Annotated in this window: 21 protein-coding genes; 13 read left to right on the forward strand and 8 right to left on the reverse strand. The window is 73.3% G+C overall.

The features are described from left to right. Positions 1-110: 110 nt before the first annotated feature. The 4 genes from B9S64_RS26140 to mnhG are packed head-to-tail and all read left to right on the forward strand — an operon-like array spanning position 111 to position 3,167. Positions 111-1,766 carry a Na+/H+ antiporter subunit D gene (locus B9S64_RS26140; RefSeq protein ID WP_103493158.1) on the forward strand — a complete coding sequence of 552 codons (1,656 nt, stop codon included), beginning with the start codon at positions 111-113 and terminating at the stop codon, positions 1,764-1,766. Then, positions 1,763-2,437, forward strand: a complete 675-nt coding sequence (locus B9S64_RS26145) for a Na+/H+ antiporter subunit E (RefSeq protein ID WP_258038011.1) — start codon at positions 1,763-1,765, stop codon at positions 2,435-2,437. Before B9S64_RS26140 ends, B9S64_RS26145 begins: the two co-directional genes overlap by 4 nt. Continuing rightward, complete coding sequence (locus tag B9S64_RS26150; protein WP_103493159.1) at positions 2,434-2,781, forward strand: monovalent cation/H+ antiporter complex subunit F; 348 nt, start codon at positions 2,434-2,436, stop codon at positions 2,779-2,781. Before B9S64_RS26145 ends, B9S64_RS26150 begins: the two co-directional genes overlap by 4 nt. Next, entirely contained in the window at positions 2,778-3,167 is a 390-nt protein-coding gene (mnhG, locus tag B9S64_RS26155; protein WP_103493160.1) for a monovalent cation/H(+) antiporter subunit G, read from the forward strand. The genes B9S64_RS26150 and mnhG overlap by 4 nt, the downstream gene beginning before the upstream one ends. 62 nt (positions 3,168-3,229) lie before the next feature. Here mnhG and B9S64_RS26160 read toward each other — a convergent pair whose 3' ends face one another. Next, positions 3,230-3,598, reverse strand: a complete 369-nt coding sequence (locus B9S64_RS26160; RefSeq protein WP_103493161.1) for a nuclear transport factor 2 family protein — start codon at positions 3,596-3,598, stop codon at positions 3,230-3,232. Between the two features lie 156 nt (positions 3,599-3,754). Between B9S64_RS26160 and B9S64_RS26165 the strand changes: the two genes are divergently transcribed. Beyond that, positions 3,755-4,486, forward strand: coding sequence for a CDP-alcohol phosphatidyltransferase family protein (locus tag B9S64_RS26165; protein WP_103493162.1), 732 nt, complete (start codon positions 3,755-3,757; stop codon positions 4,484-4,486). Here B9S64_RS26165 and B9S64_RS26170 read toward each other — a convergent pair. Next, positions 4,455-4,904, reverse strand: coding sequence for an adenylyltransferase/cytidyltransferase family protein (locus B9S64_RS26170; RefSeq protein ID WP_103493163.1), 450 nt, complete (start codon positions 4,902-4,904; stop codon positions 4,455-4,457). The two genes, B9S64_RS26165 and B9S64_RS26170, sit on opposite strands and share 32 nt — an antisense overlap. Positions 4,905-5,023: 119 nt before the next feature. Here B9S64_RS26170 and B9S64_RS26175 point away from each other — a divergent pair, with 119 nt between their 5' ends. The 3 genes from B9S64_RS26175 to B9S64_RS26185 are packed head-to-tail and all read left to right on the forward strand — an operon-like array spanning position 5,024 to position 9,308. Further along, positions 5,024-6,316, forward strand: coding sequence for a glycosyltransferase (locus B9S64_RS26175; protein ID WP_103493164.1), 1,293 nt, complete (start codon positions 5,024-5,026; stop codon positions 6,314-6,316). After that, complete coding sequence (locus B9S64_RS26180; protein WP_109492129.1) at positions 6,313-8,064, forward strand: lipopolysaccharide biosynthesis protein; 1,752 nt, start codon at positions 6,313-6,315, stop codon at positions 8,062-8,064. The genes B9S64_RS26175 and B9S64_RS26180 overlap by 4 nt, the downstream gene beginning before the upstream one ends. Next, positions 8,061-9,308 carry a hypothetical protein gene (locus B9S64_RS26185; RefSeq protein WP_103489394.1) on the forward strand — a complete coding sequence of 416 codons (1,248 nt, stop codon included), beginning with the start codon at positions 8,061-8,063 and terminating at the stop codon, positions 9,306-9,308. Before B9S64_RS26180 ends, B9S64_RS26185 begins: the two co-directional genes overlap by 4 nt. On the opposite strand, the gene B9S64_RS26190 is transcribed toward B9S64_RS26185, so the two are convergent. After that, on the reverse strand, positions 9,277-10,791 hold the full coding sequence (locus tag B9S64_RS26190) for a hypothetical protein (RefSeq protein ID WP_181012157.1): 1,515 nt from the start codon (positions 10,789-10,791) through the stop codon (positions 9,277-9,279). The two genes, B9S64_RS26185 and B9S64_RS26190, sit on opposite strands and share 32 nt — an antisense overlap. Positions 10,792-10,912: 121 nt before the next feature. On the opposite strand from B9S64_RS26190, the gene B9S64_RS26195 reads away from it, so the two are divergent. After that, positions 10,913-12,082, forward strand: coding sequence for a glycosyltransferase (locus B9S64_RS26195; protein WP_103489392.1), 1,170 nt, complete (start codon positions 10,913-10,915; stop codon positions 12,080-12,082). A 73-nt stretch (positions 12,083-12,155) separates the two neighbouring features. Next, positions 12,156-12,533 carry a nuclear transport factor 2 family protein gene (locus tag B9S64_RS26200; RefSeq protein WP_103489391.1) on the forward strand — a complete coding sequence of 126 codons (378 nt, stop codon included), beginning with the start codon at positions 12,156-12,158 and terminating at the stop codon, positions 12,531-12,533. A gap of 18 nt (positions 12,534-12,551) precedes the next feature. Here the strand turns inward: B9S64_RS26200 and B9S64_RS26205 are convergent, their stop codons facing one another. The 4 genes from B9S64_RS26205 to gmd form a co-directional block, all read right to left on the reverse strand. Then, on the reverse strand, positions 12,552-13,379 hold the full coding sequence (locus B9S64_RS26205; RefSeq protein WP_103489390.1) for a glycosyltransferase family 2 protein: 828 nt from the start codon (positions 13,377-13,379) through the stop codon (positions 12,552-12,554). Beyond that, positions 13,376-14,110 carry a hypothetical protein gene (locus B9S64_RS26210; protein WP_109492130.1) on the reverse strand — a complete coding sequence of 245 codons (735 nt, stop codon included), beginning with the start codon at positions 14,108-14,110 and terminating at the stop codon, positions 13,376-13,378. The genes B9S64_RS26205 and B9S64_RS26210 overlap by 4 nt, the downstream gene beginning before the upstream one ends. Next, entirely contained in the window at positions 14,110-16,365 is a 2,256-nt protein-coding gene (locus B9S64_RS26215; RefSeq protein WP_375153033.1) for a LamG-like jellyroll fold domain-containing protein, read from the reverse strand. The genes B9S64_RS26210 and B9S64_RS26215 overlap by 1 nt, the downstream gene beginning before the upstream one ends. Before the next feature lie 169 nt (positions 16,366-16,534). Then, positions 16,535-17,548 (reverse strand): GDP-mannose 4,6-dehydratase, encoded by a 1,014-nt coding sequence (gene gmd, locus B9S64_RS26220; protein WP_103489589.1) that lies wholly within the window; start codon positions 17,546-17,548, stop codon positions 16,535-16,537. Between the two features lie 114 nt (positions 17,549-17,662). On the opposite strand from gmd, the gene B9S64_RS26225 reads away from it, so the two are divergent. Then, entirely contained in the window at positions 17,663-18,643 is a 981-nt protein-coding gene (locus tag B9S64_RS26225; protein WP_103489588.1) for a GDP-L-fucose synthase, read from the forward strand. Positions 18,644-18,695: 52 nt separating this feature from the next. On the opposite strand, the gene B9S64_RS26230 is transcribed toward B9S64_RS26225, so the two are convergent. Beyond that, positions 18,696-20,189 carry a sugar transferase gene (locus tag B9S64_RS26230; protein ID WP_109492132.1) on the reverse strand — a complete coding sequence of 498 codons (1,494 nt, stop codon included), beginning with the start codon at positions 20,187-20,189 and terminating at the stop codon, positions 18,696-18,698. A 383-nt stretch (positions 20,190-20,572) separates the two neighbouring features. Between B9S64_RS26230 and B9S64_RS26235 the strand changes: the two genes are divergently transcribed. Together B9S64_RS26235 and B9S64_RS26240 are read left to right on the forward strand one after the other, a co-directional pair. Continuing rightward, positions 20,573-22,066, forward strand: a complete 1,494-nt coding sequence (locus B9S64_RS26235; RefSeq protein WP_109492133.1) for a helix-turn-helix transcriptional regulator — start codon at positions 20,573-20,575, stop codon at positions 22,064-22,066. A gap of 285 nt (positions 22,067-22,351) precedes the next feature. Continuing rightward, entirely contained in the window at positions 22,352-25,849 is a 3,498-nt protein-coding gene (locus B9S64_RS26240) for a M28 family peptidase (protein ID WP_103489520.1), read from the forward strand. Positions 25,850-25,859: the final 10 nt, after the last annotated feature.

The raw sequence follows: 25,859 nt of genomic DNA on the forward strand, positions 1-25,859 counted from the left end.
GGAAGCGGGGGACCCGCCGGGCCCGGCCGCCCCTCGGGTCCCACCGGCCCCGGCGGCTCCCCCCGCCCCACCGGCCCCGATCCCTCCGATTCCGACCGAGGAGCCGCCGGATGAACGCGCTCGTTCCGCTGCCGGTGCTGCTGCCGCTCTGCGCCACCGGCCTGAGCCTCGCCTTCGGCACCCGGCTCGCCCGCTTCCAGCGCTTCATCAGCGTCGCGGTGCTCAGCGCCGTACTCGGCCTCTCCGTGGCCCTGATGGTGGCGGCCGACCGGCAGGGTCCCCTCCACGTGGACCTCGGGGACTTCCCGCCGCCGCTCGGCATCACCCTGGTCGCCGACCGGCTGTCCGGGCTGATGCTCACCGTGTCCTCGGCCGTCACCCTCGCCGTGCTGGTCTACTCCCTCGGCCAGGGCATGGCCGACCGGGACCAGGAGACACCGGTCGCCGTCTTCCACCCCGCCTACCTCATCCTGGTCGCCGGTGTGTCCTGCACCTTCCTGGCGGGCGACCTCGTCAACCTGTTCGTCGCGTTCGAGATCATGCTGGTGGCCAGCTTCGTCCTGCTCACCCTCGGCGGCACCGGCCCGCGCATCCGGGCCGGTTCGACCTACGTGATCATCTCGCTGTTCTCCTCGATGCTGTTCCTGACCGCCATCGCCATGACCTACGCCGCGGCCGGCACCGTCAACTTCGCCCAGCTCGCCGGGCAACTGCCCGAACTTCCCCTCGGGGTGCAGACGTTGATCCAAGCGATGCTGCTCACCGTCTTCGGCATCAAGGCCGCCGTCTTCCCCGTGGCGGCCTGGCTCCCCGACTCCTATCCGACGGCACCCGCCCCCGTCACCGCCGTCTTCGCCGGACTGCTGACCAAGGTGGGCGTGTACTGCATGCTGCGCACCGAGACCCTGCTCTTCCCCGGCAACCGGCTCGGTGACCTGCTGATGGCCGTGGCGCTCTTCTCGATGGTCGTGGGCATCCTCGGAGCGGTCGCCCAGACCGATCTGAAGCGGCTCTTCTCGTTCACCCTCATCAGCCACATCGGTTACATGATCTTCGGGATCGGGCTCGCCACCCGCGAGGCGTACGGCGGGGCGATCTTCTACGTCGTCCACCACATCACCGTGCAGACCACGCTCTTCCTCGTCGCCGGTCTCATCGAACGGCGCGGCGGCACCAACGAGCTGACCCGGATCGGGGGACTCGCCAAGGCGGCCCCGGTCCTCGCGGTCCTCTTCTTCGTCCCCGCGATGAACCTCGCCGGCATCCCCCCGCTCTCCGGATTCATCGGGAAGCTCGGCCTGATGCGGGCCGGGGTCGCCGACGGCGGTGCCTGGGCGTGGATCCTGGTCGCCGGAGCCACCGTGACGAGCCTGCTGACCCTGTACGTGATGGCCAAGGTGTGGAACCTGGCGTTCTGGCGGGCCGAGCCGCCCGACCAGGCCGCCTACGGCACGGTCCTGGAGTCCGCGGACGACTCCGACGACGCGGACAGCGACACCGGGCCCGACCGGATCCCCGGCTCCGGTGACGAAGGGGTCCTGGGCGCACCGGCACCGGCCGGGCAGGCCGTCGCGGCGAGCCTGCACGGACGCGCCGTCACCACCACGACCAGGCCGCCCGGCGCGATGACCGCCGCCACCGTTGCCGCCGTCGCCCTCGGCCTCGCCTTCACGGTGCTGGCCGGTCCGCTGACCGCGTTCACCGACCGCTCGGCCGCCGAACTCATCGACCGCGGCCCCTACACCGAGGCGGTGCTCGGCCGGTGAAGCGCCTGATCACACTCTCCCGCCGCGATCCCGAACTGCCGCCCTTCAGCGCCGAGCTGGCCGGCCGGCGGCGCCGGGTGCTCGATCTCCCGCTGATCGGCTGGCTCACCCTGATCTGGGTGCTGCTGTGGTCCACCCTGACGTGGGCCAACATCATCACCGGTGCCGTCGTCGCCGTCTTCGTCTCGCTGGCCTTCCCCCTGCCGCGGGTGGACCTCGGGCTACGGCTGCACCCCTGGGGCATCGTCGTACTCGCCGGAAGCCTGCTGTACGACATGTACACCTCCGGGGTGAAGGTCACCCGGCAGATCTTCACGGGCTACCCGCACCGGCCCGCCGTCATCGCCGTACAACTGCGCTGCCGCAGCGACCTGATGATGGCCGCCATCGCCGTGTCGGTGTCCAACACACCGGGCGGTTCGGTGATCGAGGTGCGCCGGGCCACCGCCACGCTCTTCCTGCACGTCCTGGACGCGGACCAGCCCGCCGCGCTGGAGGCGGCCCGGCGCTCGGTCTGGCGCCTGGAGAGACTGACCGTACGGGCGTTCGGTACGCGTGACGAGATCGAGCGGGTGGCGGATCCGCCACCGGACCGGGACGCCGGGAACCCAGGGGACAGAGGCGGGGAGCCGGACCGGGACCAGGACGGCGAGGGAAGGAACGGGACATGAGCGCACCGGAGACCGTCGACCGGGTCCTGCTGGTCGCCGCCGTCGTGATCCTCGTCGTCGCGGGGGCGCTGCTGCTGTACCGGATCTGGCGCGGCCCCTCCATGCTGGACCGGGCCATCTCCCTGGACGTCCTCGCCGCGCTGATCATCGCCGGACTCGGCGCGAAGTCCGCGATGGCCCGGGACCCCTTCTACTTCCCCATCATGCTGGTGCTGGCCTTCCTCGGCTTCACGGGCTCGGTGGGCATCGCCCGCTTCATCGCCGTACGCGACCGGCCGCCCTCACGTCCGGCGCCCGCGCGTCCGGCGCCTGCCCGTCCCGGAGACAAGGAGGGACCCCGATGAGGGTCTGGACGCAGTTCACCGACACCCTCGGCGCCTCCCTGGTCTTCGTCGGCGCGGCGATCTGCCTGCTGGGGGTGATCGGCATGCTGCGGCTGCCGGACGTCCTCTCCCGCAGCCACGCCGCGACCAAACCGCAGACCCTCGGCCTCCTGCTGGTGCTGGCGGGGGTCGCGCTGCGGCTGCGCAGCGGCATGGACCTGGCGACCCTGGCCCTCATCGGCTTCTTCCAGCTGATGACCAGCCCGGTGGCCTCCCACCTGGTGGCCCGCTCGGCGTACCGGACCGGCCAGATCGAGCACGCCGAACTGCTCATCGACGACCTGGACGAGCAGCTCACCGAACGGACGCCGGAACCGGAACCCGAGCCGGGCCCCGGCACGGACTGACGCGGCCCGGCGAACGGACCGGTAACCCGGCACGGACCGGCGTACCGGCGGACGGGGCCTGCCTACGCCCCGGGCAGCCGGTCCAGGAAGCCGCTGACCGAGCTGATCCGGCCGTCCTCGGCCAGGGTGATCACGTCGAACCCGGCGGCGGGCGCCGAGCCGTCGGCCCGGGAGACCAGGTCCCAGGTGAAGCGGACCAGGTGGTGGTGGGCGTCCGGGGTGCCGGTGGGGACGAAGTCGAACCCGGCGAACTGCTGCCGCGCCCCGCTGATCGCGGCGGCCAGCCCGTCGTGGCCGCGCACGTCGGCCAGCGGGTCGGTGTAGGTGGCGTCCTCGGTGAAGGCGGCCGCCACCGCCTTCTCCAACTCCTCGGCGGTATCCGCGTTCCACGCGGTGAAGTAGCGCTGTACGGCGTCCTGGTGCACGGTCACGGCGGTGTTCCCTCCGTCGGTGCCGCGGCGGTCCGCGGCGGTGGGGTCAGCTTGTCCCGGCGGCGGGGGAGGCGTCGATTACCTGCCGGGTAATGCGGCCGGTGACCCGTGTCTGCCATGATGCTGCCCACGGTGGGGCCGGGCGCTGGGGGGCGTATGGGAAGCACGGGAGCGGCGCTGCGCGCGTTGCGCGGGGCGCAGAAGCCGTCCAAGGGTGTCTCGCTCTACTCGCGGTACGTGAACCGCCCGGCCGGCCGTCTGCTCGCCGCCGGGGCCTTCCGCGCCCGATTGACGCCCAATCAGGTCACCGCTGTCAGCGCGGTGTTCACCTTCACCGCCGTCGCCACGGTCGCCCTGGTGGAACCCTCCTGGTGGCTCGGCTGGGCGGTGTACGCCGGGCTCGCCCTCGGTTTCGCCTTCGACTCCGCGGACGGGCAGCTCGCCCGGCTGACCGGCCGGGGCGGCCCGGACGGTGAGTGGCTGGACCATGTCGTGGACTGCGCGAAGATGATCCTGGTCCACACCGCCGTACTGCTGTCGTTCTACCGGTTCGGTGAACTCCCCTCCGAGGCGTGGCTGTTGCTGCCGCTGGGCTTCGGGTTCGTCGCGGTGCTGACCTTCTGCGCGGGGCTGCTGCGCGAACAGCTCGGAAAGGCCGCCGCCGGTGCCGTGTCCGCCCCGGCCGGTGCCCCGGCCCCGGTCTCCCGGATACGGGCCGTCGCCCTGCTGCCCGCGGACTACGGGGTGTTCTGCCTGGTCTTCGCGCTGCTCGGCGCGCCCTCGGCGTTCCGGACCGGGTACGCCGTGCTCGCCGCGGTGCACACCGTGTTCCTGGTGGCGTTCCTGGTGAAGTGGTTCAGGGAGCTGAAAGCGCTCCGGGCGCACTGACGAGCATGTCCAGCGCCCGCCGCAACTGGGTGCTGGAGGTGTGCACGGTGTATGGGAAGTAGACGACCTCGACGCCGAGTTCGGCGAAATCACGCTCCAGTCGCGCGCCCTTCTCCGTGCCCCGCCAGTCGTCGCCCTTGAAGAGGACGTCGAAGCGGACCTGCTGCCACGTCTCGACCTTGTCCGGCACGGTCTCCACGAACGCCGCGTCCACGAAGCGCACACTGCGCACGATCTCCAGCCGCTCGCGCAGCGGGATCACCGGCTTGTGGCCCTTGGCGAGCGCCGCCATCTCGTCCGACACGACCCCCGCCACCAGGTAGTCGCACTCGCTGCGGGCGTGCCGCAGGATGTTGAGGTGGCCGACGTGGAACAGGTCGTACACCCCCGGGGCGTAACCGACCCTGTGCTGCGCCATCCGTTCTCTCCCCCCACGGTGGAACTGGTCCAACGACCTTACTGTGGAGAACACTTGTGCAACGCGTGAACGGATAAGCTCGACGGCGGAGGCTGTTCCGGGGGGAAGGCGATCGTCCGATGTCCGCTGCCGCGCACCACCGACCGCTCGACCACCGACCGCCCGGCCACCGGCCGTGGGAGAACCACCGATTACTGGTGGTCTCCACCAACTACGCGCCCGAGGTGACGGGCATCGGCCCGTACGCCACCCAGCTCGCCGAACACTGGGCCGCTTCGGGCGCCGTGACGGACGTCCTGGCGGGCATGCCGCACTACCCGGCCTGGCGGGTGGACGAGCGCTACCGGCGGGTGTGGCGGCGTGAGGAGAGCCGGCAGGGGGTGACCGTCCACCGCCGGCGTCACTACGTCCCGCCCCGGCAGAGCGCCCTGCGCCGCGCCGTGTTCGAGGCGTCCGTGCTGGTCCACGGCCTGCTCGCGCCCCCGCCCGGCCGCCCCGACGCGGTGGTCTCCCAGATGCCCAGCCTGGCGGGCGGTGTGCTCGGCGCCCGTATCGCCCGCCGCCACGGTGTCCCGCACATACCCGTCGTCCAGGACCTGATGGGCGCCGCGGCCGCGCAGAGCGGCATCCGGGGCGGCGGCCGGGCGGCCTCGGTCGCCGGGGCCGCCGAGCGGTACGCCCTGCGGGACGCGGCCCTCGTCGGGGTCATCCACGAGAGCTTCGTACCGGGCGTCAGGGCGCTGGGTGTGGACGCAGGGCGCATCCGCGTCGTCCCCAACTGGTCGCACGTACAGGGGCCTTCGGCGGACCGGGCCGCCACCAGGATGCGGCTCGGCTGGCCGGAGGACACCCCTGTGGTCCTGCACTCCGGGAACATGGGACTCAAACAGGGGCTGGACGTCCTCGTCGGCCTGGCCCGGCTCGCGCCGCACGTCCGGGTCGTACTGATGGGCGACGGCAACCAGCGCGCAGCCCTGCGGGCGAGCGCCGCCGGACTGCCCAACGTCGACTTCCTGCCGCCCGCCGGGGCGGCCGAGTTCCCCGATGTGCTCGCCGCGGCCGACGTACTCGCCGTGACCCAGCGGGCCTCGGTGCTCGACATGAGCGTCCCCTCCAAACTCACCTCGTACTTCGTCTCCGGGCGCCCCGTCGTCGCCTCCGTCGCCGCCGAGGGCGGCACCGCCGACGAGGTGCGGCGCTCGGGCGCCGGGGTCCTCGTCGCCCCGGAGGACCCGGCCGCGCTGCTGGCCGCCGTACGCGCCCTGACCGAGGACCCGGCAGCCTCGGACGCGCTCGGCGCGCACGGGCCGGACTACGTCGCACACCACCTGAGCCGGGAAGCGGGCCTGGCCCGCTTCGACGCCCTGCTCACCGAGGTCCTCGGGGACGCACAAGGGGGAGCACGCCGATGACGCACACGATCCGCACGCCGGAGGACCAGGACGAACCGGCCCTGCTCAGGGACCAGTTCCGCCAACTCCTGCGCTACCGCGCCCTGCTCGCCACGGGTGTCGCCCTCGGCCTCCTGGGCGGCGCCTTCCTGGCCCTGGGCGGCGAGGACACCTACACGGCCACCGGCGAGGTCCAGGTCCGGTCCGCCACCGCCGACCCGTTCGCCACCGGGGCCTCCGCCGACAAGGGCATCAACATCGGCTCCGAGCGCCAGACCGCCGTCAGCGACACGGTCGGCACCCTGGCCGCCCGCACCCTGGCGAAGAAGGGCGACAAGGTCCGCCCGCGCGCCCTGCTCGGCGACCTCCAGGTCACCAACCCGCCCAACACCCTCACCCTGCGCTTCGCGTACACCACCACCGACCCCGCCCTGGCGAAGAAACGCGCGGCCGCCCTCGCCGACGCCTACCTCGAAATCCGCCGTCAGCGCACCGAGGGCAGCATCGACAACATGGCCGACGGCTACCGCGCCCAGCTCGAACCCCTCGTGGAACAGCGCGACCGGCTGGAGGAGCGGGCCGCCGGGAGCGCGGTGGACGACACCGACGCCGCCCGCGCCAACCTCGTCGTCGCCATCTCCGAACTCAACCGGAAGATCGTCGAGCTGAAGGCCCTGGACACCACCCCCGGCTACCTCAACAAGGAGCCCGTCACCCCCACCCGGCCCACCGGCGCCGGCCTGCCGCTCCTGCTGGGCCTCGGCGGCGTGGTGGGCCTCGCCCTCGGGCTGCTGCTGTCCTGGGTACGGCTCGTCTTCGACCCCGCCGTACGCTCCCCCCGCGAACTCGTACGGTCCCTGGGCGCACCCCTTCTCGGCACCCTGCCCCGCGAGCGCGGGTCGGCGGGACCGTCCCTGCTCGCCATCGGCCGCAACGGCAGCAGGCTCGCCGAGGAGTACCGGGCGGTCGCCTTCCGGCTCGCCTACGACCCGGCGTTCGCCCGCGCCCGCCGTCTGCTGGTCACCGCCCCCCGTGGGGACAACGCGGCGGCCGCGGCCGCCGCCGCGAACCTGGCCGCCGCGTTCGCCGAGATGGGCCGCGAGGTGCTGCTCGTGGAGGCCGACCTGCGCACCCCGGCGCTCGCCGCCCGGCTGGGTTCCGCCGCCCGGGGGTCCCGCCCCCGCTGGGCCGCCCCCGGCGACGGGGAGGGCGGCTGGCCCGCGCACAGCCGCGCCCATGTCGAGGTACCCGGCTCCGGGGCCTTCACGCTGATCGCCGGGCGCCCGGTGGACAACGTGCCGCGCGCGCTGACCTCGGCACCCGTCGGGCACATCCTCTCCGAGGGCGACCGGTCCGGAGCCGTCGTCATCGTGCTGGCCCCGCCCGTCCTGTCGTACGCCGACGCCGTGGCGCTCGTCGACCGGGTCGAGGGCGTGATGATCGTCTGTGACCCCCGTGAGGTGCACCGCGGCGACCTGGAACGCATCCGCGAGGTCATCGGCGCCTCGGGCGGCACGGTCCTCGGCGCCCTGCTCCACCCGGCCCGTGGCCGCCGCGCCCGCCGGGAGGCCCGCCGCGAAGCGCGCCGCGACTCCCACAAGGACGGGCACAAGAAGCCCGGCAGACGCCGCGGCTCCGGCTCCCGGCCCGGCGACCCCGGCCCCCGGGCCGGACACGACGGCGATCCCGGCACGGACGGCACCACCGGCGACCCCACCGAGACCCTCGGCCTGCGCAGCCCCTTCGGCACCCCCGCCGGCCGCCCGTGAGAGCACGCACCGCGATCGTCTGCTCGGTCGCGGACCAGGGCGTGGCCGCGCTGACCAACATCCTGGTCCTGGTCGCGGCGGCCCGGCTGTCCACCGTGGACGGCTTCGCCCGGTTCTCCGCCGTCTACCTCGTCTTCACCGTGCTGCTGGGCGTCTTCGGCGCCTACACCGGGCAGCCGCTCGTGCTGCGGCGCGGCGAGGGCGAGGAGACACGCGGCGCGTGCCGGTCGGCGGTCCTGTTCACGCTGCTCGCCGCGGGCGCCACCGGCCTCCCGCTCGCCGCCGTCTGCCTGCTGCTGCCCGGCGACACCGCGCACGCCCTGGTCATGCTGGGCCTGGTGCTGCCGATCGTGCTCGGCCAGGACACCCTGCGCTACGCCTTCTCCACCCTCCATCTGCCCCATCTCGCCCTGCTCGCCGACCTGGTGCGGCTCCTCGGCGTGCTGGGCGCGCTCGCCGCGCAGTCCTACGGGGCGGGCGCGGCCCGGCTCGTCCTCGTCTGGGGGCTGTCCGCGCTCCCCGCCCTCCTGCTGTCCGCCGCCCTGCTCCACCGCCGCACGGCCGGAACCCCGGTGCGGATCAGGGTCCTGCTCCGCCGCGGGCACCTGGGGCGGCGCTTCGTTGTGGAGTTCGGCGTCGGGAACGCCACCAGCCAGCTGTCCGTGCTCGGGCTCGGCGCCGTCGGGAACCCGCTGGTGGTCGGCGCCCTGCGCGGGGCGACCACCCTCTTCGGGCCGCTCAACGTGCTCTTCACCTCCGCCACCAGCTTCGGCCCGCCCCTGCTGGGCCGTCTCGCCGACGACCGCCGCCGCGTACGGGCCACCGCCGCCCTCGCCGCGGTCCTGGCCGCCACCGCCGCCACCTGGGCCACCACGCTGGCCCTGCTGCCCGACCCGGCGGGCCGTCATCTGCTTGGTGACACCTGGCCCACCGCCGCCGCCCTGCTGCCCGCGACCGGCAGCCAGTACGCCGCCATGGCCGTCGGCACCTGCGGGCTGCTGGCCCTGCGGATCCTCGACCCGCGCACCACCCTCGCCGTCCAGGTGGTCTTCTCCCTGCTCGCCGTCGTCTTCCTGACCGCCGGCTACGCGCTCGCCGGGGTGCCCGGTGCAGCCTGGGGACTCTGCCTGGGCTCCGTCTGCAAGGCCGTCGCCACCTGGATCCGGGTCGCCCGGCTGCGCCGGAACCCGGGACAGCCCTCAGGGGACCCGGTCAGCGCGGGCGCCGCCGGGAGCCGTCCCTGAAGCTGGCGACCAGCGCGAGGCAGAGCGCCGCCACGGCCAGCTTCCCCGCCGCCTGGAGCAGCGGGCCGCGCAACAGGATGAAGGTGTATCCGGCGATCAGCGGTACGGCGACGGCCAGCACACCGCCCGGCCCCGGCCCGGCCCGGGTCACCGCGAGCGCGTACCGGCGGTCCGTGCGGGCCGCCGCGTACCCGACCAGGGCCATGCCCCCGACCATGCCCGCGGCGCCGAAGTCCACCCACAGCTCCGTCCACAGCGGGGCGGAGAGGTTGGTCATGCTCATCCCCATCCACTCGCCCACCCGGACCCCGGTGTCCTCCGGCTTCCCACCCCACACCGCACGCGGCACGAAGAACAGGGCGGAGCCGCTCAGTTGGCGGCCGTAGGTGTGGCCCCGGGTGTCCACCCAGGAGATGGTGTTGGCGAACATCACCGTCTGGTCGTAGTCCTTCGTGGCCAGCGGCTCGAAGACGGAGGCGGAGCGCACGGGCCGGTAGCCCTCGTCGTCGTACCGGAAGCGGTCCGCGTACGGGAACAGCACCAGCGCCCCCACCACCCCGGTGGCCAGCACCGACCGGTACATCGCCGCACTGCTCGGGAACGCGGTGAACAGCAGCGACACCAGGACCGTGAGGAACCAGTAACGGGCGTTGGAGACGGGATTGTTGACGATCACGTTGAGGACGGCCAGGGCCACCCACGCCAGCACCGTCGAGGGGGTGCGCCGGGCCCGGCGCGAGGTGGCCAGACGGCGGGTGTAGAAGAGCAGCGCCAGCAGCGCGGGCACGGTGCCGAAGCCCTTCAGGAAGGCCGACCCCACGTTGGACCCGTCCGAGGCCACCCCGCTCACCGCCACCGAGGCGCTGATCTCCTGCCGGCTGCTGAAGAAGATCTGCGGCCCGCCCAGCTTCATGACGTAGTAGCCGCTCGCCGCGAACGCCAGCACCACCAGCAGCCGCAGCCGCACCGGATGCGCGACCGCCGGTCCGTGCCCGCCCCGGGCCGACCGGCGGCGCGGCGGCCGCCGGGACGCCAGCAGCGCTCCCAGATCGAACGCGGCACAGCCCATCAGCACCATCGACACCGCCGTCACCAGGTCGGAGCGCGGCCCGACCATCGGTGTCGGCGTCTGCCCGATGACGGCCTGGGCGAACGGCGCGACCCCCATCGCGATGTACACGAACATCCAGAACACGCCCTGGAGCAGGCGCCGTCGGGTGGACAGGATCATCGTGGCGAGCCGGGCCCCGGCGTAGCAGGTCAGGACCAGTTGCAGCCAGTACGCGGTGTCCCGGGGGCCGGTGCCGGGCTGGGCGGCGACCAGGGCGGGCAGGAAGCAGACCAGCCCGAGGATGAGGGGCACCGCGAGCGCCCGCGAGAGCATCGCCCACGACAGCGACCTGCCCGGCGGCCCGGCCGGTGTCCACCGTCCGGGCCCACCGTCCGGCGCGGGCGCGGACACAGCCTCGTGCACGGACGTCATGGCCCCCCGATCGCCCGGTCCCGCCCGGTCTGCTGATCGCTGAACACTCTAACGAACCAACCCACTTGAGGTGATCCGATGGCTAGTCTGTGACTGTCGGCCGAGGTTGAGGGGAACCCTGGTGAAGATCCTGCACATCGTCACGCTGCACACCCCGGACCACGCGTTCGGCGGCCCCACCCGCGTCGCGCTGAACCTCTCGAAGGCCCAGCGCGCACACGGCGACGACGCCAGGATCATGGCGCTCGGCGACGGCTTCGACGGACCCCTGCCCCGCGAGGTCGAGGGAGTGCCCGCGCACCTCTTCCAGGCCCGCCACCTGCTGCCCGCCTTCGAGGTCAGCGGCATCACCTCCGCCCCATTGCTGCGCACCGCGCGCCGCATGATGCGCGGCGCCGACCTCGTGCACGTCCATCTGATGCGCGACCTGGTGACCCTGCCCGCCGCCCTGCTCGCCCTCGCCACCCGCACCCCGCTCGTCGTCCAGACCCACGGCATGGTCGACCCGACCGAGAAGCGGGTCGCCCAGCTCACCGACCTGCTGGGCGTCCGCACCGTGCTGCGCCGCGCCGACGTCGTGCTGCACCTGACCGAGCGGGAGCGGATCGACGTCGAGGCCGTCGCGGCGCCCGGCGCCCTCACCCGTACCGTGCGGCTGGTCAACGGCGTACGGCCGCAGGAGCGCAAGCCCGCCCGCGCACCGGGGCGCCCGCCGGTCGTCCTCTTCCTGGCCCGCGTCCAGGAGCGCAAGCGGCCCGAGGACTTCGTCGCCGCCATGCCCGCCGTGCTGGCCCGCCACCCCGACGCACGCTTCGTGCTGGCCGGGCCGGACACCGGGGCGCTGCCGTCCACGCTGGCGCTCGCCCGGAAGCTGGGGGTCCTCCACGCCCTGGACCAGGTGGGCCCGCTCGGCCACGAGGAGGTGCTGGAGGCGGGGCGCCGGGCCGATGTGTACGTCCTGCCGTCGATCGAGGAGCCGCTCGGCGTCTCCGTCCTGGAGGCGATGTCCGTGGGCACCCCCGCGGTCATCACCCGCACCTGCGGCCTGGGTCCCGATGTGGCGGCGGCGGGGGCGGGCCGGGTCATCGACAGCAGGGCCGGCGAGGACGCCGCCAACGCGGCGAAGGTCGCCGACGCGGTGCTGGAACTCCTGGAGCCGGAGGCCAACGACCGTGCGGGCAAGGCCGCGTGGGAGCTGGTCAGCACCCAGTTCACCATCGACGCGGTGACCGGCACCCTCCGGCGGACCTACGAGGACGTGCTCCGCCAAAGACGCGGCGCCCAGTGCTGACCGGGACGGTCCACCGTGACCGGAAGGCGGCTCGTGGGACAAGCGCACGCGCATCCGGTGGTATTACTGGGGCATGCAGGAAGAGACGGCACGCTCCGCGATCGACACCTTCATCTCCGCGTTCAACGCCTCGGACGACAGCTATGTGACAGACCTGCTCTCCCAGGCCCTGACCTCGGACGTGGTCTTCTGGGGGCCGTTGGGCCGCAGCGAGGGAATCGCGGCGGTCGAGCGGTTCGTGCTGGACATCCGGCGCCACCCGGCGGGGACCGGCACGATGGTGCGCTGCTCGGCGGTGGACATGCCTGACGAGTGGGCCCGGTACCAGTGGGTCTTCACCACGCCGGACGGAGGTCCCCGCCTGGCGGGGACGGACGTCGTCCATCTGCGACGGAGCCTCATCGACCAGGTCATCGTCTTCGCGGGGGAGATCGAGCCCTCCGCCTCCTGAGTCGTTCAAAAGACTGACTCAACTCCCCCTCCCCTCACGGGACTTCAGGGCGATCTGCCACCGGTAGAAGCTCATCGCCAGCGCGAAGTCCAGCCCCGCCCGCCCGTCCAGGAAGCCCCGCCGGTAGACGTACATGTAGGCGAAGGACACCAGCGGCTTGAACGGCGCCTTGTGGAAGAGCTGCCCCTGCCGGGACTTCACCTTCCGCACCTGCTCCTTGACGTCGGGGTGGTGCTCCAGCCACGCCTCCCAGTCCGAGTAGCGGTTGTGCCGCTCGAACCAGTCGGTCACCGGGTCGAGGTCCTGGTGCTCGATGGGGTTCCGCAGCGCCTGGAACGTCGCGGCCACCGGCTGGTAGTGCCCCTCCACCTCCCCGATCCCGGGCGCGTCCAGGTCCCCCACCTCGGGGTAGTGGCAGCGGGTGCGGTCGGTCAGCGAGCGTTTGCGGATGGTGTAGCCGTGCCGCAGCCGCTTCCCCGAGAACCAGTACCCCAGCGGGATGTCGTACGCCGCCGGCTTCGGCCGGGCCGGACCGGCGAAGACCTGCCGCAGCTCCGCCAGCAGACCGGGGCCGATCCGCTCGTCCGCGTCCAGCAGCAGGATCCAGTCGAGGTCCGTGCGGACGTTCTCCAGACACCACTGCTTCTTGCGCGGATGGCCGCCGTCCCAGGTGTACGTGACCACCTCGGCCCCGCACTCCTCGGCCGTCTTCGCCGTGCCGTCGGTGCTGTGCGAGTCCACCACGACGACCGCCTCGAAGTGGCCGAGGACCGATCCCACCGCCTCGGCGATGTTCAGGGCCTCGTTCTTCGTGGGGATCACCACGGCGATGGGCAGCTTGCTCAACGGGTCGCTCCTTCGGGCAGCCAGGCGTAGCAGCCTGTGGAGATGAACGTGGCGGCGGACGCCGGGACGGTGAGCGACACCGGGCGGCCGGTGTCCGAGCTCCCGGCGGCGAGCTCCTTGCCCTTCGCGCCGGTCAGCCGCCACGCGCAGTCCTTCGTGGGGGAGGGGGCGCGGTAGCGGCCGGGCCGGAGCGCCGCGCCGGTGTGGGTTCCGTCCGGGTAGCCGAGCGCCGCCTCGTCCACCAGGTCCTGGTGCCGGGGGCAGAGATGGGCCACGGCGGGCTCCGCGTCGGCGACCTCGCCGGTGACGATCGCCGCCACGGCGATGTCCCGGTCGGCCTTGACCAGGTAGCGGAGCCGGTCACAGGTCTCCTGGCCGGTCTGGAGCACCGCCGCCGGGTCCATCCCGCGCGGCACACGGTCGGTCAGGTACTCCTTCTGCGGCTTGCTGAAGGTGCCCGTGGCCGGGGTGATCTCGTCGGCGGGCACCTTGGGGAGGGCAGGTGTCTCCGCGTCCTCCGGACCGGCCTCCGGGGCGTCCTCGCCCGCCGGGTCCCCGCCCGGCGCGCCGGACGGTCCGGCGACGGCGGGTGCGGGGGCGGAGGGCGCGGAGGCGGCCGGTCCGGACGGCGTCCCGCCCGCCGTCGCCGGGCCGTCGCCGGACGAGCCGCAGGCGGCCAGCGCCGCCGTCGCGAGGACGACGGCGGCGCAGACCAGGGCCGGACGTCTCATCAGCCCGTCCTCAGGGCGTAGTGCGCGCTGATCTGGGCGGCGGTCAGCGCGGTCGGGTAGACGGCGGTCTCGTCGATCTGCCCGGCGAAGAAGTTGCTGGTGGGACGGCTCGGCCAGCTGTTCAGGTTGTCCCCGCCGACCCTCCAGTAACCGGGGGTGTCCTGGTTGGTGGTGTAGGTGCCGGACGACGCGCGCAGCTGCCCGTCCACGTAGAGCGCCATGCCGCCGGTGCCCTGGGTGGCGACGACGTGGTGCCAGTTGCCGTCGTTGTAGGCGGCGGGGGTGGTCACCGTGCGGTAGCCGCCGCTGTAGACGCCGAAGAGCAGCCGTCCGTTGTTCGCCATGTAGACGTGTTTGTCGTAGCGGGTGCTGTTCTGCATCGTCAGGTTGCCGAAGCCGATGATCTTGCCGCCCCGGGTGGTGGTCGTCTTGATCCAGGTCTCCACGGTGAAGCGGGTGGGCGCCGGCAGCGCGGTGTTGCCGTAGGCGTACTGGCTCGTCCCGTCGAAGCCGATGGCGGTCGAGGCGCCGGCCACGGCGGCCGGGGTCTGCCGGTACGCCGGGGCGTTGCGCAGGAAGCCGTTGTTCAGCTTGCCGGTGGCGTCGGCGGCGAAGGTGGAGGTGCCCTCGTCGTAACGCCAGTACTGCGAGGCCCCGTCGGAGAGCACCCGGGCCGGATAGCGCTCCGCCGTGGCGGCCACGGTGGCGGACTGGGCGGGGGACTTGGCGCTGGTGTTCGTGCCGTCGCTCGCGGTGATTCGGTACGAGTGCGTCTCGCCCGCCGCCACGTCGGTGTCGGTCCACCGCAGCTGCGGCCGGTCCCAGAAGACCGAGTAACCGGTGGTGGTGTGGACGGGTGTGCTCGCCCCGTCCTTGTAGATCCGGTAGGTCAGCACCCCGTCGTCGGTGTCGAAGCTGGTCTGCCAGTTCACGTCGATCCGCCCCGGTGTGAGGGTGGACAGGCTCACGTTGGGCACCCAGGGCGCCCCGGTGTCCGGGCCGTCCGCGAACCGGGTCAGGCCCTGCTGGCGTACCCCGTTGACGGTGGTGAACTCCCCGCCGACCCACAGGTAGTGGTGGCCGCCCTGGTCGGTCTGGGCCATCACCCGGGGGCCCACGGGCTCACCGATGCCGTCGTTGGTGTCCGGGAACCACGGCAGCAGCTTCGGGTCGTCCACGGACTGCGCCAGCAGGTGTTTGCGGGGCTGGTCCGGGAACTCGCCCATGCTCGCGCAGTCATGGGCGTGGCTGCCGCTGTAGAGCACGCCCGAGTGGACCAGCACCGCCTGGGTGGCGCCCAGGCAGGTGTCCCGCCAGCGCTGCTGGTAGCCGGCGAGGTCGATGGCGATCCGGCCGTCGAACACCCCGCCGCCGGTGCCCTCGTTGGCGGTGTAGAGCCCGGTCGCGTCCGTGGTGAGGTCCTGCACCGTGGAGGTGTTGGGGATGAACCCCGGGTAGCTCTTGACCAGGGCCCCCGTGGTGGCGTCCACCACGGCCAGGGCATGTGAACTCGTGCCGTTGACGGTGAAGAAGTCCCCGCCGAGCGCCACGTGCCGGCCGTCCGGGGTGACCTGGACGGCGCGGGCCACCTCGTCCGCGTCGGCGGTGAACGGCAGCAGACCGGCGCCCGCCGTGGTGACGGCGGCGAACTTCCGCCGGGTCTGGCCGCCCACGTTGTTGAAGTCGCCGCCGAGGTAGACGGTGTCGGCGGTGACGTCCAGGGCCCGCACGGTCGCGGAGACGGAGATCTTGAAGTTCGTGCGCGGGGTGCAGGTCGCGGTGTCGATGGCGGCGATGTTGCTGACGCCCTCGCCGTTCACCGAACCGAACTGCCCGCCCGCGTACAGCGTCTTGCCGTCCGGTGACAGTGCCAGCGCGCGGACCGTCGCGGTGCCCGAGGACATGGTGAACGACAACTGGCAGCCGGTCGGTGTACCGGTGGCCGCGTCGAACGCGGCGAAGTTCACCGCGGGCTGCTCCGAGGTGCCGGCCGCCGCGCCCGGCGGGCGGAGGGTGGAGAAGGTGCCGCCGGCGTAGACGACACCGTCCCCGGCGGCCATCGACCAGACGATGCCGTTGGTCTGCCAGGTGGTCAGGTCGTCCGCGGTGAGGGAGACGGGCGGTGTCAGCGCCGCCGCCGGGGAGGTCCCGGCCGCGGCCGCGGTCAGCGCCCCGGCGGACAGGCAGAGCGCGGCGGCCGCGGCGCGGATCCGGCCGCGTCCGCCGCTCGGGCCGCGGCCTTTGGTCAGGTTCATCATTCAGCTCCGGGGATGAGAACGAGCCGCGGCCGGCCGGCCGCGGTCCAGGGGGTGTGCGGGGACGCGGTCCGCGGGCCGGCGTCCGGCACGGCGCGGCGGCGTCCCGCCTTCCCGGCCGTCCGCGTACGGGCGGCGGGCCGGGCGTACACGGGCGGTGCGGGTGTCGTCACCGGTCCACCCGCACGGTGGCCCCGGTGAGCTGGTCGGCCAGTAAGCGGATGTCCGCGTCGACCATGATCCGGGCCAGCTCCCGGGACTTCACCTCGGGTTTCCAGCCCAGCAGCCGCTCCGCCTCGGAGGCGTCGCCGATGAGCGCGTCCACCTCGCTGGGGCGCTCGTACTTCGGGTCGTGGCGGACGTGTTCGGTCCAGTCGAGTCCCGCGTGCTCGAAGGCGTACTCGACGAACTGCCGGACGCTGACCCCCTCGCCGGTGGCCACGACGTAGTCGTCCGGGGTGTCGCACTGGAGCATCCGCCACATGGCGTCCACGTACTCCGGGGCGTACCCCCAGTCGCGTACGGCGTCGAGGTTGCCCAGGTGCAGCCGGTCCTGTAGCCCGGCCTTGATCCGGGCCACCCCGCGGGTGATCTTGCGGGTCACGAAGGTCTCGCCCCGGCGCGGCGACTCATGGTTGAAGAGGATGCCGTTCACGGCGAACATCCCATACGCCTCACGGTAGTTGACCGTCGCCCAGTAGGAGTAGACCTTGGCCACGCTGTACGGGCTGCGCGGGTGGAAGGGGGTGCGCTCGTTCTGCGGCGGCGGGCTGGCGCCGAACATCTCGGACGAGGAGGCCTGGTAGATCCGGGTCTCGATACCGCTGGCCCGCACCGCCTCCAGGAGCCGGACGGTGCCGAGGCCGGTGACGTCACCGGTGTACAGGGGCGCGTCGAAGGAGACCCGGACGTGCGACTGGGCGCCCAGGTTGTACACCTCGTCGGGGCGGATGTCGCGGAGCAGGTTGACCAGTGCCACGCCGTCGGTCAGGTCGGCGTGATGGAGCACGAAGGAACGATTCTCCTCCTCGGGGCCCTGGTAGATGTGGTCGATGCGCCCGGTGTTGAAGCTCGACGAACGGCGTATCAGGCCGTGGACCGTGTATCCCTTCTCCAGCAGCAGCTCGGACAGGTACGAACCGTCCTGTCCGGTCACCCCGGTGATGAGCGCGGTCTTGGCCATGACTCCCCCCTTCTCTGATCGCCCGACGGGCGCGTGGTACACCGAAATAGCGTGTTCTGAGCGCTTTATCGCAAAACGTCACCAGGGCGCGGCGCCGCTGGCACAATCCGAGCCATGACGACCGATCTCCCCGGCCCTTCCCCTGAATCCGTCCGCCCCCTGCTGTCCCCCGGGTCGCGCATATTCGTCGCGGGCCACCGCGGGCTCGTCGGCTCGGCGCTGACGCGCCGCCTCACCGAGGACGGCCACGAGGTGGTCACACGCGGCCGGGACGACCTCGATCTGCGTGACGCGGCCGCGACCGGTGCCTTCCTGCGCGACGTCCGCCCGGACGCCGTCGTGCTGGCCGCCGCCAAGGTGGGCGGGATCATGGCCAACAGCACCTTCCCGGTGCAGTTCCTGGAGGACAACCTGCGCATCCAGCTCAGCGTGATCGCGGGCGCGCACGCCGCCGGGACGCGCCGGCTGCTCTTCCTCGGCTCGTCCTGCATCTACCCGAAGCACGCCCCGCAGCCCATCCGCGAGGACTCCCTGCTCACCGGCCCCCTGGAGCCGACCAACGAGCCCTACGCGCTCGCCAAGATCGCCGGGATCGCGCAGACACAGGCCTACCGGCGGCAGTACGGCGCCTCCTTCATCAGCGCCATGCCCACCAACCTCTACGGCCCCGGCGACAACTTCGACCTGGAGACCTCCCATGTGCTGCCCGCGCTGATCCGCCGCTTCCACGAGGCCGCGCGGGACCGGGCACCCGAGGTCACGCTCTGGGGCTCCGGCAGCCCGCGCCGCGAGTTCCTGCACGTCGACGACCTGGCGAGGGCCTGCGTCCTGCTGCTGGAGGCATACGACGACGCGGAGCCGGTCAACATCGGCTGCGGCGAGGACCTCACCATCCGGGAACTGGCCGAAACCGTACGGGAGGTGACCGGCTATCAGGGCCGGATCGCCTGGGACACGTCCAAGCCCGACGGCACCCCGCGCAAGCTGCTGGACGTGACCCGGCTGACCGCCCTCGGATTCCGGCCGCGGATCCCGCTGAGGGACGGCGTCGCCCGCACCTACGCCTGGTGGCTGGAGCGGCACCCCCACGGCTGACCGCCCGGCCCGCCCGTGGCGCGTACCGTCCGGCACGTGGCCCCCCGCCACCTCAGTACGCCCCTCGGCCGTCGGCGACGGCACGCACCGTACGGGCGAGAAGTCCCAGGTCCATGGCGAGCGACCAGTTGTCGACGTACCAGAGGTCGAGGCGCACCGTCTCCTGCCAGGTCAGGTCCGAGCGGCCGCTGACCTGCCACAGACCGGTGAGTCCCGGTCTGACCGCGAGCCGCCGCAGCTCCCGCTCGTCGTAGGACGCGGCCTCGTCCGGTAACGGCGGGCGTGGGCCTACCAGGGACATGTCACCCCGTAACACGTTGAGGAGCTGCGGGAGTTCGTCGACGGAGGTCCGGCGCAGCGCGTGCCCGATCCGGGTGACCCGTGGATCGCGGCGCATCTTGAACATCGGGCCCTCGCTCTCGTTGGCCGGGGCGAGCTGCTCCCTGCGGGACTCGGCGTCCTCCACCATCGTGCGGAACTTCCACATGGTGAAGGGCCGGTTGTGCCGCCCGTGCCGGATCTGGCGGTGGAAGACGGGTCCGCGCGAGGAGAGCCGTACGGCGAGCGCGACCGCCAGGAACAAAGGCGCCAGCACCAGCAGGCCCAGCGCCGCCCCGGACCGGTCGACCAGCGCCTTGAGGACCGCCTGCGGTCCGTGCCGCAGCGGAGGCGCCACATGCAGCAGCGTCAGCCCGGCGGCGGACGCGGGCCGCACCCGGCCGGCCGCCGTCCCGGACAGCTCCGAGAGCACCCCCAGCGCGATCCCTCCGTCGTGCAGGCCCCAGGACAGCCGCCGCAGCCGGTCGCCGGTGAGCCGGGGGCCGGGCGCCACGAGCACCAGGTCCGCGTCGTGGGCGTAGGCGCCGCCGAGCACCGTGGACACGTCGTCGTCGGCGGGCGCGGGGGCCAGCCGGCCCGGCACCGGTGTCCGCCCGCGTGGTGTTCCCTCACCCACCGGCACGGCGGCCACCACCGCGTACGGATGGCCGGCGGCTGAGGTGAGCCGGCCCACCGCGCGGTCCAGGCCCGCCGCCTCACCCACCACCAGCACCCGGCGGACGCCGTTCCGCGCCCGCCACCGTGCCGCCCCGGCCGCCGCCAGGGCGACCGCCAGGCCGGGTGTCAGGGCGAGTACGGCGGTCGCCGGGTCGGGGCGGTGGCCGGTCACGGCCAGCAGGACGACGAGGGCCCCGACGAGGACCAGCCAGTCGCCGAGCGGTCCCGAGACGGAGCCGGGCCGCCCCGGCCGGGGGTCCGTGTACCGGCCGCGGGCCGCCCGCACCCCGGTCCAGACGAGACCGGCCACGGCGGCGGCGGCCAGCGGCCGCGGCCCGGCGGCCGCGTGGAGCACACACCCGGCGGGAACACCCAGGCCCAGGAGGTCGGTGAGCGCGAGAAGCGGCGGGCGCCGGGCGGTGCGTCCGGCCGCCGGGCGTGAGGGCGGGCGGCCGGAGCGGACGCGTGGCGCGCTCCTCGGTGGCCCGAGCGCCGTGGTGCGGTCGCGGGGCGCGGCGGTACGCGGCCGAGGTGCCCCGGCCAGCCCCACCGGCCCGGGTATACCCGATTCGGGTAAGTCGACATGCCCCATGAGCCCCCCAGCCACAGTCGCATCCCCCGAACGGGACGCATCCGCCGATCCCATGGACAGACGGATGCGCCTTCGCTCGGTGCACGATATCCACACACGTGCCATTTCGCTGGGGTTCTCGTGAAGTTCAGGTGCGAGGATCGTCCGGATTCCGGGCCGTCGCGGAAAGGATCTCCGGCCCCGCGCCGCCGCCGGGCGATTGCGGAGTTTCCGGGCAAGCGCTTACGCCCGCGAGGACGGCCGGGCGGGGGATAGGCGCGCGCGGACGAGTGTGCGACAGTGCCCGGTGGCCGAACGTCGGGCCGGTGCTGCGGGGTTCGCAGCCTCGCACGGGAGGGACCATGTCCGATGCCAACCGCGCCGACCGGCCGTGGGCCGCGTTCGGCGCCCGGCTGCGCGCCCTGCGTCGCGGAGCGGGGCTCACCCAGCTCCAGCTGGGGCAACTGGTGGGCTACCACCACACGTTGATCAGCAAGCTGGAGAGCGGGCGGCGTGAACCGCCCGCCGGGCTGGCGGACCGCCTGGACCCTCTGCTCGGGTCACGGGGGGAACTGGCGGCGCTCGCCGGGGCACTTGGGCCCCGGCGCACCACGTCCTTCCTCCCGGAGGCGGTCGGCCGCGCCCTGTTCGCCCCGCTGCCCGGTGGCGAGGCACCCCGCGGTGGAGCGGCGACCGGAGGCGGGCCGCGGGTCGAGGGCGGGATGCTGAGCTGCGACGGGGTGCCCGTGCACGGCACCGGGGCGGGCGGCGACGGGCCGGGTGGAGGGCGGGGCTGGCCGGTGAGCCTGCCGGACCAGGGGGTGATCTGCCCGCTGCACGCCTCCGACGGCTGCGCGGTACCCGAGCCGCTCGCCGTGCTCTCGCTGCTGAAGAGCCCGGCGGCGCTGCGCGAGAGCTCCGACGCCGACGCCGTGCACGGGCTCACCGCGCTGCTGAGCTGCCTGACCCGGGCGGCGGCGGAGGACCTGACGCCGGGTGTCCTGGAGACGGCCGAGCGGGTGCTGCACCTGGTGGTCGGCTGGGCGCGGGCGGTCGACGCGACCGGCAGGCTGCCCCACGCGCAGTTGCGGCTCGCCGCCGCGTACGCCCAGCTCGCCGGGCAGGCCCGGATGTCCCGGGGGCAGACGGCGCTCAGCACGGTGTGGTTCGAGCACGGGCTGCGCTGGGCCTGCGCCTCGGACGACGTCGTCTCCCAGGCCTCCCTGCTAGGTGACCTGTGCACCCTGGCGCGGCTGGACCGGGACGCGGAGTCCGCCCTGGTGTACGCGCAGGCGATGGGGGCGCTGGACCCGCGCCGGGGCTGGGTGGGCGCGCTGGCCCATCTGTACCAGGCCCGGGGGTACGCGCTGCGCCAGGACGGCCCGGAGTGCCGGCGGCACATCGAACTGGCCCGCCGCCGGCTCGCCCGCCTCGGCCGGCGCGACGGCGCGGAGGCGCCCTGGCTCACCGGGGCCGACGGTCTGATGCGCGCCGAGTCCGCGGTGGGCGGAGCGCTGCGGGACCTGGCGGCCCCGGGCGGCGACCGGGCGACCGCCCTCGGGGCCGTGGCGGCCACCGGCGCGTCCCTGGCCCACCTGGCCCCCCGGCTGCGGCCCGTCCGGCTGCTGCTGACCCTGCGCCTCGCGGACAGCCACGCGTGCGCCGGGGACCTGGAGCCGGCGTTGGACGCGGCGGTGCGGGTGGTGGAGCAGGCGGTGAGCAGCGAGCAGTCCACGGTCGTCCAGGAACTCCGGGGCCTGCACGCCCGCCTGACGGAGCGTTGGGGCGATCTGCCGCAGGTCCGCGACTACCGGGAGCGGGTGCGGGACGCGGCGGCGGTCGCCGGGCTCCCCTGACGGGCCCGCTCGGGCGACCGGGCCGGCCCGGTCGCGGGCGCCTGACGGACTTGCCGGAATTTGACAACCGGGCCCCGGTGACCGGAAAGCGTTGACCCGCCTGTGCGCCGCCTGTGAGGGTGCGGCTGCTCCCGACATGGACATGACCTTACGGTGTCCGGCCTCCCCGGGCCGGGCACCGCCCCCACCGGGGCGAGCGCCGCACCCCGTGCGCTCGTGACGGTCCGGTCCGAGGCCGACAGGCCCGGTGCGGGAGCACCTCACCCCTCACCCAAGGAGCAGCAGGTGCTACGAAGACTCGGCGCCGCCGGGACCACCCTGGCCGTCGCACTCGGCCTGGTGGTGGTCCCGGCCCTCTCGTCGTCGGCGGCCACCCCGCCGACCGCGTCCGACCCCGGACCCACCCCTCTCGCCCGTGCCGTCACCGCCGCCGACCGGGCCGCCGACGCCGGCCTGGACGCGCTGGCGAAGGGCCCGCTGGAGACGTACGAACGCCGCACGGTGACCCCCTGGCTCAAGGGCCTCTACTCCGTCGCGTACGAACGCACCTACCGCGGGCTGCCCGTGGTCGGCGGCGACGCCGTGGTGCTCGCCGACGGCAAGGGGGCCGTACGCGGACTCCAGTCCGCGACCCGGGCACGGATCTCCGTGCCCACCCGGGCCACGGTCCGCGCCTCCGCCGCAGAGAAGAGCGCCCGCGCCCGGCTGAGGACCGTGGAGAAGGTCGAGTCCCAGCGGCTCGTGGTGCGCGTCGAGGACGACCGGGCCCGCCTCGCCTGGGAGACCGTGCTGACCGGCGCCACCGCGACGGCCCCCAGCCACCTCACCGTCTGGACCGACGCCCGCACCGGCAGGACGCTCGGCCAGTACGACGACGTACGGGCCGGGTCGGGCACCAGCGAGTGGAACGGCCCCAGCCCGCTGGCCATCGACACCACCGCCTCCGGCGGCCAGTACTCCCTCAGGGACCCCGGCCGGCCCGGCCTGAGCTGCGCCGACTACAGCACCAACGCCGTCTTCACCAAGAGCACCGACAGCTTCGGCACCGGCAACGCGAGCAGCAAGGAGACCGGCTGCGTCGACGTCATGTGGGCCGCCCAGAAGGAATGGGACATGCTCGGCAGCTGGCTCGGGCGCAACGGCCACAACGGCAACGGCGGCAGCTGGCCGGCGAAGGTCGGGCTCAACGACGTCAACGCCTACTGGAACGGCTCCACCGTCTCCATCGGCCACAACAACGCCGGCAAGTGGATCGGCGCGATGGACGTCGTCGGCCACGAATACGGCCACGGCATCGACCAGTTCACCCCCGGCGGCGCCAACAACGAGTCGGGTCTCGGCGAGGCGACCGGGGACATATTCGGCGCCCTCACCGAGGCGTACGCCGACGAGCCCGCCCCCTACGACACCCCCGGCGACTACCTCGTCGGCGAGATGATCAACCTCGTCGGGCAGGGCCCCATCCGCAACATGTACAACCCCGCCCAGCTCAACCACCCCTCCTGCTACTCCTCCGCGATACCGGGCACCGAGGTGCACGCGGCGGCCGGCCCCCTGAACCACTGGTTCTACCTGCTGGCCGAGGGCTCCAACCCGGGCGGCGGCAAGCCGTCCAGCCCCACCTGCGACAACTCCACGGTCACCGGGGTCGGCATCCAGACCGCCGGGAAGATCTTCTACGGCGGGATGCTGCTCAAGACGAGCGGGATGACCCACAAGCGGTACCGCACCACCACCCTGACCGCCGCGAAGAACCTGGACCCCGGCTGCGGCCTCTTCGAGCGGACGAAGGCCGCGTGGAACGCGGTCTCCGTGCCCGCGCAGAGCGGTGACCCGGTCTGCACCCCGACGCCCGGCGACGACTACTCGCTCACCCTGAGCCCCGCGTCCGGCAGCGTCACCCCCGGCTCCTCGGTGGAGACCACCGTCCACACCACCGTCACCAGCGGGGGTTCGCAGAGCGTCTCGCTCTCCGCCACCGGCGCGCCCACCGGCGTGACGGTCGCCTTCAGCCCCGCCACGGTCACCTCCGGCGGCAGCGCCCGGATGACGGTCGGCGCCTCGTCGAGCGCGGCCCCCGGCACGTACACCCTCACCGTCAAGGCGGACGGCGCCACCGCCCACACCGCCCAGTACACCCTGACCGTCGGCGGCTCGGACCCGACGCCCGGTGTTCCCGACATCGACGTGGACAAGGTCCGGGCCCATCTGACCCAGTTCGCCTCCATCGCCTCCGCCAACGGCGGCAACCGCCGCTCCACCGGGCCCGGTTACGCCGCCTCGGTGGCGTACGTCAAGGGCAGGCTCCAGGCAGCGGGTTACACCGTCTCCGAACAGGCCTGCACCTCCGGCTGCACCGCCGGGGCGGGCAACAACCTGATCGCCGAGTGGCCGCGCGGGGACGCGGACAAGGTCTACATGTTCGGCGCCCACCTGGACGGGGTGTCCGCCGGGCCCGGTATCAACGACAACGGCTCGGGCTCCGCGGCCCTGCTGGAGACCGCGCTCGTCCTCGCCGAGAAGGACCCGGCCATGCTCAACCGGGTCCGCTTCGCCTGGTGGACCGACGAGGAACAGGGCCTGAAGGGATCGGACTTCTACGCCCGGTCCCTCACCGCCGCCCAGCGCTCGGCCGTCAAGGCCTACTACAACTTCGACATGGTCGCCTCGGTGAACGGCGGCTACTTCGTCAACAACCTGAACAGCGCGGCGAGCGTGCCGATGAAGGCGTACTGGGACTCGCTCGGCCTCCAGCCCCAGGAGAACGTGGAGGGCCAGGGCCGGTCCGACGACTACTCCTTCCAGAAGGTGGGCATCCCCACCTCCGGCTACGCCACCGGCGCCTCCGCCCGCAAGACGGCGGCCGAGGCGGCCAAGTGGGGCGGCACCTCGGGCGGCGCGTACGACCCGTGCTACCACTCGGCGTGCGACACGACCGCCAACATCAACGCCACGGCGCTGAACCGGGCGGTGGACGGCATCGCGTACACCGTGTGGAAGACGGCCGTCGGCGGCGCCGACCCGGAGAGCGACTTCTCGCTCGCGGTCAGCCCCGTCTCCGGTACGGTCGCGCCCGGCGCCTCCACCACCGCCACCGTGACCACCACGGCCACGGGTCCCGCCCAGACGGTCGGCCTGACGGCCACCGGCGCCCCGGCGGGCGTCACCGTGGCCTTCAGCCCCGCCTCGGTGACCTCCGGCGGCAGCGCCGGGATGACGGTGACCGCGGCGTCGAACGCGGTGCCCGGCTCGTACACCCTCACCGTCACCGGGACCGGCACGGCGACCCACTCCACCACCTACACCCTCACCGTGCAGGGGGCCGGGAACTGCTCGCCCCGGCAACTGATCGCCAACGGCGGCTTCGAGAGCGGCACCGCGCCGTGGACCGGGTCCACCGGATCCATCGGGGCCCACTCCGGCCAGCGTGCCCACTCCGGCACCAGCTTCTCCTGGCTGGGCGGTTACGGCTACACGGCCACCGACACCATCAGCCAGACGGTCGCCGTGCCCGCCGACTGCGCCCGGGTGACGCTGGAGTACTGGCTGCACATCGACACCCAGGAGTCCGGCCGCACGGCCTACGACCTCTTCCGGGTCAAGGCCGACGGCACCACGCTGACCACCCTGTCCAACGCCGACGCGGCGAGCGGCTACACCGTGAGGACGCTGGACCTCAGCGCCTACGCCGGCCGCCAGGTCACGCTGACCTTCACGGCGACGGAGGACGCCTACCTCCAGACCAGCTTCGTGGTGGACGACGTGACCCTGCGCACGAGCTGACGTTCCCTCA

This window comes from Streptomyces sp. SM18, assembly GCF_002910775.2.
Classification (GTDB): Bacteria; Actinomycetota; Actinomycetes; order Streptomycetales; family Streptomycetaceae; genus Streptomyces; species Streptomyces halstedii.

Excerpts from the sequence above, each read along its gene's own strand:
- B9S64_RS26140 (WP_103493158.1), top strand. The coding sequence starts at position 111 with ATGAACGCGCTCGTTCCGCTGCCGGTGCTGCTGCCGCTCTGCGCCACC.
- B9S64_RS26150 (WP_103493159.1), top strand. The coding sequence starts at position 2,434 with ATGAGCGCACCGGAGACCGTCGACCGGGTCCTGCTGGTCGCCGCCGTC.
- mnhG (WP_103493160.1), top strand. The coding sequence starts at position 2,778 with ATGAGGGTCTGGACGCAGTTCACCGACACCCTCGGCGCCTCCCTGGTC.
- B9S64_RS26165 (WP_103493162.1), top strand. The coding sequence starts at position 3,755 with ATGGGAAGCACGGGAGCGGCGCTGCGCGCGTTGCGCGGGGCGCAGAAG.
- B9S64_RS26170 (WP_103493163.1), bottom strand. The coding sequence starts at position 4,904 with ATGGCGCAGCACAGGGTCGGTTACGCCCCGGGGGTGTACGACCTGTTC.
- B9S64_RS26175 (WP_103493164.1), top strand. The coding sequence starts at position 5,024 with ATGTCCGCTGCCGCGCACCACCGACCGCTCGACCACCGACCGCCCGGC.
- B9S64_RS26180 (WP_109492129.1), top strand. The coding sequence starts at position 6,313 with ATGACGCACACGATCCGCACGCCGGAGGACCAGGACGAACCGGCCCTG.
- B9S64_RS26190 (WP_181012157.1), bottom strand. The coding sequence starts at position 10,791 with ATGACGTCCGTGCACGAGGCTGTGTCCGCGCCCGCGCCGGACGGTGGG.
- B9S64_RS26200 (WP_103489391.1), top strand. The coding sequence starts at position 12,156 with ATGCAGGAAGAGACGGCACGCTCCGCGATCGACACCTTCATCTCCGCG.
- B9S64_RS26210 (WP_109492130.1), bottom strand. The coding sequence starts at position 14,110 with ATGAGACGTCCGGCCCTGGTCTGCGCCGCCGTCGTCCTCGCGACGGCG.
- B9S64_RS26215 (WP_375153033.1), bottom strand. The coding sequence starts at position 16,365 with ATGAACCTGACCAAAGGCCGCGGCCCGAGCGGCGGACGCGGCCGGATC.
- gmd (WP_103489589.1), bottom strand. The coding sequence starts at position 17,548 with ATGGCCAAGACCGCGCTCATCACCGGGGTGACCGGACAGGACGGTTCG.
- B9S64_RS26225 (WP_103489588.1), top strand. The coding sequence starts at position 17,663 with ATGACGACCGATCTCCCCGGCCCTTCCCCTGAATCCGTCCGCCCCCTG.
- B9S64_RS26235 (WP_109492133.1), top strand. The coding sequence starts at position 20,573 with ATGTCCGATGCCAACCGCGCCGACCGGCCGTGGGCCGCGTTCGGCGCC.